Annotated in this window: 6 protein-coding genes; 1 reads left to right on the top strand and 5 read right to left on the bottom strand. The window is 66.9% G+C overall.

Translation table 11 applies throughout. From position 1 onward, the window contains the following. Window positions 1–166 precede the first annotated feature (166 nt). On the top strand, window positions 167–2752 hold the full coding sequence (gene acnB, locus H3O04_RS32450; RefSeq protein ID WP_011547436.1) for a bifunctional aconitate hydratase 2/2-methylisocitrate dehydratase: 2586 nt from the start codon (window positions 167–169) through the stop codon (window positions 2750–2752). A gap of 129 nt (window positions 2753–2881) precedes the next feature. On the opposite strand, the gene H3O04_RS32445 is transcribed toward acnB, so the two are convergent. From H3O04_RS32445 to H3O04_RS32425, 5 genes are all read right to left on the bottom strand, one after another. Beyond that, window positions 2882–3283, bottom strand: coding sequence for a PPC domain-containing DNA-binding protein (locus H3O04_RS32445; RefSeq protein ID WP_012339779.1), 402 nt, complete (start codon window positions 3281–3283; stop codon window positions 2882–2884). A 75-nt stretch (window positions 3284–3358) separates the two neighbouring features. Further along, window positions 3359–3910 carry a GNAT family N-acetyltransferase gene (locus tag H3O04_RS32440; protein ID WP_012339778.1) on the bottom strand — a complete coding sequence of 184 codons (552 nt, stop codon included), beginning with the start codon at window positions 3908–3910 and terminating at the stop codon, window positions 3359–3361. A 171-nt stretch (window positions 3911–4081) separates the two neighbouring features. Further along, on the bottom strand, window positions 4082–5482 hold the full coding sequence (locus H3O04_RS32435) for an MFS transporter (protein ID WP_011547433.1): 1401 nt from the start codon (window positions 5480–5482) through the stop codon (window positions 4082–4084). Window positions 5483–5520: 38 nt separating this feature from the next. Next, complete coding sequence (locus tag H3O04_RS32430) at window positions 5521–6765, bottom strand: NAD(P)/FAD-dependent oxidoreductase (protein ID WP_202589241.1); 1245 nt, start codon at window positions 6763–6765, stop codon at window positions 5521–5523. Beyond that, window positions 6762–7521 (bottom strand): VOC family protein (locus H3O04_RS32425; protein ID WP_202589240.1); only part of this gene is annotated, 760 nt, incomplete at its 5' end. The genes H3O04_RS32425 and H3O04_RS32430, both read right to left, overlap by 4 nt.

Genomic DNA, 7521 nt, shown 5'->3' with positions numbered 1-7521 from the left:
ATGCAGCCGCGCCTCCCGTCTTTCGCACCGCCAAGTCTTATATAAGACATAAGACATTTGACGTTCCACCTCATTGAGATTAGAATCCCGCTCAAAGCAGTGCCTGGAATAGCCCCGGAGTGCCGGCAAGGCCTTCCCCTCCAACGCAATATCAGCAGGTCTCCCCATGCTTGAAAACTTTCGTGCTCACGTGGCCGCCCGCGCCGCGCTCGGTATTCCTCCCCTGCCGCTGACGGCTCAGCAAACCGCCGAACTGGTCGAATTGCTGACGAACCCGCCCGCCGGCGAAGAGCAGACGCTGCTCGACCTGATCACCCATCGCGTGCCCGCCGGCGTCGACGAAGCCGCCCGCGTGAAGGCCGGCTTCCTGGCCGCCGTCGCGAAAGGCGAGACGGCCTGCCCGCTGATCTCGCGCGAACGCGCGACCGAACTCCTCGGCACGATGCTCGGCGGCTACAACATCCAGCCGCTGATCGAGCTGCTGTCCGACGAAGCCGTCGCGGCCGTCGCCGCCGACGCGCTGAAGAAAACCCTGCTGATGTTCGACCAGTTCCATGACGTGAAGGAACTCGCCGACAAGGGCAACGCGCACGCGAAGGCCGTGCTGCAGAGCTGGGCCGATGCCGAATGGTTCACGAGCCGTCCGGAAGTGCCGGAAAGCCTGACCATCACCGTGTTCAAGGTCACCGGCGAAACCAACACCGACGACCTGTCGCCGGCACCGGACGCCACCACGCGCCCCGACATCCCGATGCACGCGCTGGCGATGCTGAAGAACGCGCGCCCGGGCATCACGCCGGAAGAAGACGGCAAGCGCGGCCCGGTCAAGTTCATCGAATCGCTGAAGGAAAAGGGTCACCTGGTCGCCTACGTCGGCGACGTGGTCGGCACCGGCTCCTCGCGCAAGTCGGCCACCAACTCGGTGCTGTGGTTCACCGGCGAAGACATCCCGTTCGTCCCGAACAAGCGCTTCGGCGGCGTGTGCCTCGGCGGCAAGATCGCCCCGATCTTCTACAACACGATGGAAGACGCCGGCGCGCTGCCGATCGAGCTCGACGTGTCGCAGATGAACATGGGCGACGTGGTCGAACTGCGCCCGTACGAAGGCAAGGCGCTGAAGGACGGCAAGGTCATCGCCGAATTCCAGGTGAAGTCCGACGTGCTGTTCGACGAAGTGCGCGCCGGCGGCCGCATTCCGCTGATCATCGGCCGCGGCCTGACCGCGAAGGCGCGTGAAGCGCTCGGCCTCGCGCCGTCGACGCTGTTCCGCCTGCCGCACCAGCCGGCCGACAGCGGCAAGGGTTTCTCGCTCGCGCAGAAGATGGTCGGCCGCGCGTGCGGTCTGCCGGAAGGCCAGGGCGTGCGCCCGGGCACGTACTGCGAACCGAAGATGACCTCGGTCGGCTCGCAGGACACCACGGGCCCGATGACCCGCGACGAACTGAAGGATCTGGCCTGCCTCGGCTTCTCGGCCGACCTCGTGATGCAGTCGTTCTGCCACACCGCCGCGTATCCGAAGCCGGTCGACGTGAAGACGCACCAGACGCTGCCGAACTTCATCAGCACGCGTGGCGGCATCGCGCTGCGCCCGGGCGACGGCGTGATCCACTCGTGGCTGAACCGCATGCTGCTGCCCGACACCGTCGGCACCGGCGGCGATTCGCACACCCGCTTCCCGATCGGCATCAGCTTCCCGGCAGGCTCGGGCCTGGTCGCATTCGCGGCCGCCACCGGCACGATGCCGCTGGACATGCCGGAGTCGGTGCTGGTCCGCTTCAAGGGCAAGATGCAGCCGGGCGTCACGCTGCGTGACCTCGTCAACGCGATTCCGCTGTACGCGATCAAGCAAGGCATGCTGACGGTTGCCAAGCAAGGCAAGAAGAACATCTTCTCGGGCCGCATTCTCGAAATCGAAGGCCTGCCGGACCTGAAGGTCGAGCAAGCGTTCGAGCTGTCGGATGCGTCCGCCGAGCGTTCGGCTGCCGGTTGCACGGTGCACCTGAACAAGGAACCGATCATCGAGTACCTGAACAGCAACGTCACGCTGCTCAAGTGGATGATCGCGCAGGGCTACCAGGACCCGCGCAGCCTGCAACGCCGCATCGCGGCGATGGAACAGTGGCTGGCCGACCCGCAACTGCTGTCGCCGGATGCCGACGCCGAATACGCGGCCGTCATCGAGATCGACCTCGCCGACATCCACGAGCCGATCGTCGCCTGCCCGAACGACCCGGACGACGTGAAGACGCTGTCCGACGTCGCCGGCGCGAAGATCGACGAAGTATTCATCGGCTCGTGCATGACCAACATCGGTCACTTCCGTGCCGCGTCGAAGCTGCTCGAAGGCAAGCGCGACATTCCGGTCAAGCTGTGGGTCGCGCCGCCGACCAAGATGGACCAGAAGCAGCTGACGGAAGAAGGCCACTACGGCGTGTTCGGCACGGCCGGCGCACGGACCGAAATGCCGGGCTGCTCGCTGTGCATGGGCAACCAGGCACAGGTGCGCGAAGGCGCGACGGTCATGTCGACGTCGACCCGCAACTTCCCGAACCGTCTCGGCAAGAACACGAACGTGTACCTCGGCTCCGCTGAACTGGCGGCGATCTGCTCGCGTCTGGGCAAGATCCCGACCAAGGAAGAGTACATGGCCGACATGGGCGTGCTCACCGCGAACGGCGACAAGATCTACCAGTACATGAACTTCGACCAGATCGAAGACTTCAAGGAAGTGGCCGATACCGTGCAGGTATAAGTACGCAGTCGGGCTGCGGCGGGTGGTCGACGTCGCAGCGGGCCGAATGGCCGCGGCGCTTTTTTATGCGGGATGGAAACGACGGCGCGACCGCCGCTGCACGACACGCATGCGGCGTCGCCGCCCGGCTCACGAAGGATCGCGCCGGATCACCAGTTCGTTGAAGCCGGTGCCCGCATCGGGCTCGCGCGAGAAACGATGCGCGGGCAGCAGCGCAAGCAGGATCTCGGCCGTCGTGCGCACCACGCAGCCGCGCGCGACATGGCCGCCCGTCACGCGGCCGTCCGCATCCGAGATCGACATATGCAGATGCGCGCCGTCCGGCGACACCGAGCCGGCCAGCGTCAGGATTTCGAGGTCGCCGCGCAGTTCGGTCGGCTGGTCGACGCCGGCGAAGCGCAACTGCGCGACGCTCAGGCTGCCGATCCCCTGGATCACGAAGGCCGCGTGCGCTTCGTGCCGATGTAGCGCTGCCTCGATGGCGCCGCGCAGATCGTCGCCGGGGGAAAGACGCAGAGGATGGGCTTGCATGGTCGAGAACCTGTTGGTCGATCGTGGGGTCGACCAAGCGTACGTTCGCCCGGGGAATCCGGCAAGTCGGCCCGCTTACGTGCCGCGATCGCTCGCCAGCAACCCGTACAGCGCGCTGTCCGACACTTCGTCGCCGACGATCCAGCGTTCGCGCAGCAGCCCTTCCCGCACGAAGCCGAGCCGCTCGAGCAGCCCCGCCGACGCAGCGTTGCGCGGATCGATATCGGCCTCGAGCCGGTTCAGCCGCAGCGTGCCGAAGGCATGGTCGATCAACGCCGACGCCGCTTCGCGCATGTATCCGCCGCGCCAGAACGCGCGCCGCAGGCTGAAGCCGATCTCGGCGCGCCGGCACTGCTCGTTCGCGTGGAACAGCACGCATTCGCCGAGCGCTTCGCCGGTTTCCCGCAGTTCCAGCACGCAGGTCAGGCTCTCCCCGCTCGCGGACGTCTGCACGTTGCGCGCGACGCGCGCCTCGGCTTGCTCGATCTGCGTCATCGGCGAGAACGAGAAGTAGCGCATCGCTTCCGCATCGGACCAGATCTCGAAGAAGGCCGGCGCGTCGGCGTCGCGAAGCGGCCGCAGGACAAGGCGGGAGGTAGTCAGCGTGACGGGTTCGAACAGGGGCATGGCTTTCGTCTGACGAAATCGGGACCGTGAATTAGAACACGCGAGCCGCGCGCCAACAATCGCGCGTACGCTCGGCGCCGCACACCACTGCGGGAGCGCCGCGAAACAAAAAGGCCCGGGGAACATCGCCCGAGCCTTTCGGTTCACGCCATCCGCCGCTGCGGAATACGCTTACGCTTCGAGCGCTTCCAGCACCTTCCCCTTCGTCTCGATTCCGACGAAATGCACGGTCACCGCCGCGATCAGCGGCACGACGCCGATCAGGTAGAACGCCGGCGCGAGGTTCCCGCCGATGATCGCGTGCGGCACGATCATCGGCGCGGCGAACGACGCGATCTTCAGCCACGCGCTGCCGAGCCCGCAGCCCGACGCGCGAATGCTCGTCGGATACTGTTCCGGCGTATAGACGTACGCGGTAATGAAGCCCGACGCCATCAGCCCGAGCGACAGCGAGCAGAACACCGCGACCACGTACACCGACGACGCGTGATAGATACCCGCGAGCGCCAGCGACAGCGCGCACAGCACGAACGACCACACGATCACCGGCTTGCGGCCGAGCTTGTCGACCAGCAGCGCGGAAGCGAGCGACCCGAGCACGCCCATCACCGAACCGATCACCGCGAGGTTCAGCGCGAGCTGCAGCGGCGCGTGATAGAAGTTCTTGTAGATCGTCGGCAGCCACGTCGACAGCCCGTACTGGATGAACCCGCAGGTCGCCCACAACGTCGCCACCGCGAGCGTGCGCTTGCGATACGCGGCGCTGAACAGGTCGCTCATCCTGCGCTTCGGATGCTGGCGCACCATCTCGTCGAACGCGGCCACCTGCGTGACCGGCGGCAGCTCGCCGCGCACCGATCCTTCGAACACGCCGACCGCACGCCCGGCTTCCGCGAGCCGCCCGCGCGACGCGAGCCAGCGCGGCGATTCCGGCACGAGGTGGATGAGCACGAGCGACAGGATCAGCGGCAGCCCGCCGACGAAGTACATGATCTCCCAGCCGAAACGCGGCACGAGCCACGCGCCGAGCGCCATCGACACGAGCAGGCCGATCGGGAACACGATCTCGTACAGCAGCACGAAGCGGCCGCGGCCATGTGCGCGCGTGATCTCGTTGATGTACGTCGCGGCGACCGGCAACTCGCCGCCGAGCCCGAGCCCCTGCAGGATTCGCAGCAGCACGAAGATCTCGAAGGTCGGCGCGAAGCCGCACGCGATGCTCGTGATGCCGATCACGGCCGAGCTCCACGCGATCGCCTTCACGCGGCCGTGCTTTTCGGCGAGCGCGGGAAACAGGAATGCGCCGATCAGCTGGCCGATCGCGCCGGACGCGATCAGCATGCCGATCTGCGTCGGCGACAGCCCCCATTTGTGAATCAGCAGCGGCAACGTCGCCGCGATCGTGATCACGTCGAAGCCGTCGAAGAACGTCGCGGTGCCGATCAGCACGCGTGCGCGGATCTGCATCGCGTTGGCCGGAAGCCGCTCGAGCCGCGCGATGATCGCGCCGGGCGTGGAGGCGGCAGCTTCCGTCGCGGCCCTGCCGGCCACGACATTGTCGAAAGTGCTCATGCGGGGGATCTCCTGGATCTCTTTCCGGGTTGGGCCGGTCAGGCAAGCGCTTGGGTCGTGTCTGCCAGGGCTTCCGTATTCACCGCCCGGCCCTGGTTCATCCACTTGCGCGCGAGCTTCAACTCACGCGCGTTGTTCACGGCGATGACACCTCTCACATGCCCGTCGCCGACAAAAAACAGCGTCGCACGACGCGCGGCGAGATCGCCGCGCACGACGAGCTGCGCATCGGCCGGCAGATCACCGAGGATCTGCAGGTTCACGTCGTACTGATCGGACCAGAACCACGGAATCTCCGCGTACGGTGCACGCACGCCGAGCACGGCCTTCGCCGCCGCGATCGCCTGGTTCTGCGCGTTGGCCCACGATTCGAGCCGCACGCGCCGCTTCAGCCAGCCGTTGTGATGGTTCGCGACGTCGCCGCACGCGAAGATCGCCGGGTCGCTGGTCGCGCCGTATTCGTCGACGACGATGCCGTCGTCGATCGCGAGCCCCGCGTCGCTCGCGAGCGATGCATTGAGCGCGAGGCCGATGCCGGCCACCGCGAAATCGGCGTCGATCGTCGTGCCGTCGGCGAGCGTCGCCCGCACCTTCGACGCGTCGTCCGGTTGCGCATCGAGCGATTCGAGTGCCACGCCAAGTCGCACGTCGACACCGTTCGAACGATGCAGGTCGAGCAGGAAGTCGGACACGATCTGCGGCACCGAGCGGCCGCACAAGCGCGGCGCGCCTTCGACCACGATTGCATCCACGCCGAGCTTGCGCGCGGTCGCCGCGACTTCGAGGCCGATCCAGCCGCCGCCGATCACGAGCACGCGCCGGCTCGCGCGCAGCTTCTCGCCAAGCGCGGCCGCTTCGTCGAGCGTACGCAGGTAATGCAGGTGCGGTGTCTTGACGAGCGCATCGGGCAAGCGGCGCGACGTGCCGCCGGTCGCGATCACGAGCCGGTCGTATTCGATCTCTCGGCCGCTTTCGGTTGTCACCACGCGGCGCGTGCGATCGATCGACGCCGCTCGCTCCGGCTGCCATGCTTCGACGTTCAGCGCGTCGAATTCGTCGGGACGCACGACGCGCACCGTTTCGATGTCCGCGTCGCCGGCCAGCACGGCCTTCGACAACGGCGGGCGCTCGTACGGCAGATGCGGCTCGTCGGCGATCATCACGAGACGGCCCGCGAAGCCTTCCGCCCGCAGCGTCTTCAGCACCCAGCCGGCCGCCTGGCCGCCGCCGATCACGACGACCGTGCCCGGCGCGGGCTGCTCCTGTGTGTTTGCTTCGCTCACGATTTGCGCTCCGTCATGAACTTGCCTTCCGGCGCCTTCGCGTTCTTCTGCCGGCGCGTGTTGCCGTCGAGGCCGCCGTCGACCGCCCATTCGGCGAATACGGTCGGGCCAGGTTCGAATTCGCGTGGCTGCCATTCGGGCGTCAGCACGTCTTCGTCCGCGTAGTACTCGATCAGCGCGCCGGCCGGATTCCGGAAGTACCAGAAGTACGCGGACGACACCGGATGACGCCCCGGGCCGAGTTGCGTTTCCCAGCCGCAGCGGTCGATGTGCATGCCGCCGCCGAACACTTCGTGGATGTCGCGCACGGTGAACGCGACGTGGTTCAGGCCGCGCTTGCCATTCGGCAGCGCGAGCAAGAACAGGTCGTGGTGGCCGCCGTGCGGCGCGCAGCGCATGAATGCGCCTCGGCCCGGATAACGATCCGACGTCTCGAAGCCGAGCAGCTCGTGATAGAACGTTTCCTGCGCGTCGAGGCAGTTCGTGAAGAACACCACGTGCCCGACTTCGACCGGCTCGGCGCGCGCATAGATCGGGCTCGGCTGGTCGACGCGCAGCGTCTGGCCCCACACGTTCGACGGCGAGCCGGTGATGTCGAGCGCGCGCTTGCGCGTCACTTCGATACGGATCGCCATCCCGTTCGGATCGATGCAGCCGACCGCATCGTCCTGCGCGTAATAGCCGGGCTGGCCGGCCAGCTTCGTGCGCAGGTCATCGAGTTCGCGCGGCGTCGCGACGCCCCACGTGACTTCACGC

The organism is Burkholderia sp. KCJ3K979 (assembly GCF_016759955.1).
In the GTDB taxonomy this organism is placed as follows: Bacteria; Pseudomonadota; Gammaproteobacteria; order Burkholderiales; family Burkholderiaceae; genus Burkholderia; species Burkholderia orbicola.
This window is presented reverse-complemented; position numbering and strand designations above follow the sequence as displayed.